Raw genomic sequence first — 669 nt, 5'->3', positions numbered from 1 at the left:
AGTTGATGCTGGGCGAAGATCGCCACCTTCAGCCCGGGCGCCACCGTCATGGTGCCACTCTCCTGCTTGAGCCGGCCGGACAGCAATTTGGCGAAGGTCGACTTGCCATTGCCATTGGCGCCGAGCAGCGCGATGCGGTCGTCGGCGTCGATGCGTAGCGTCATCTTCTTGAGGATCGGCTGTCCGTCGGTGTAGCCGACATTGACGTTGTTCAGCGCCACGATCGGCGAGGCCACCGTCTTGACCGGTTCGGGGAACGAGAACGGCCGCACCGAATCGTTCACGATGGCCGCGATCGGCTTCATCTTTTCCAGTGCCTTGATGCGCGACTGTGCCTGTCTCGCCTTGGAGGCCTTGGCGCGGAAGCGTTCGACGAAGGATTCCATGTGCTTGCGGGCGGCTTCCTGCTTGACCCGGCCCTTCTCCTGCAATTCCTTCTGCTCGGTGTATTGACGCTCGAACTGGTCGTAGCCGCCGCGCCAGAAGGTCAGCTTCTTCTGGTCGAGATGGACGATCGAATTGACGGCGCGGTTGAGCAGGTCGCGATCATGCGAGATCAAAAGCACCGTGTGCGGGTATTTCGACACGTAGTTTTCCAGCCACAGCGTGCCTTCGAGATCGAGATAGTTGGTCGGCTCGTCGAGCAGCAGAAGGTCGGGCTCAGCAAAC

1 protein-coding gene is annotated in these 669 nt (G+C 60.7%); it reads right to left on the bottom strand.

The genetic code is table 11. From position 1 onward, the window contains the following. The coding region (locus tag EN935_RS39045) for an ATP-binding cassette domain-containing protein (RefSeq protein WP_164771876.1) at window positions 1–669 on the bottom strand (669 nt) is incomplete at both ends.

It is taken from the genome of Mesorhizobium sp. M7D.F.Ca.US.004.03.1.1 (genome assembly GCF_003998635.1).
Lineage (GTDB): Bacteria > Pseudomonadota > Alphaproteobacteria > Rhizobiales > Rhizobiaceae > Mesorhizobium > Mesorhizobium loti.
This window is presented reverse-complemented; position numbering and strand designations above follow the sequence as displayed.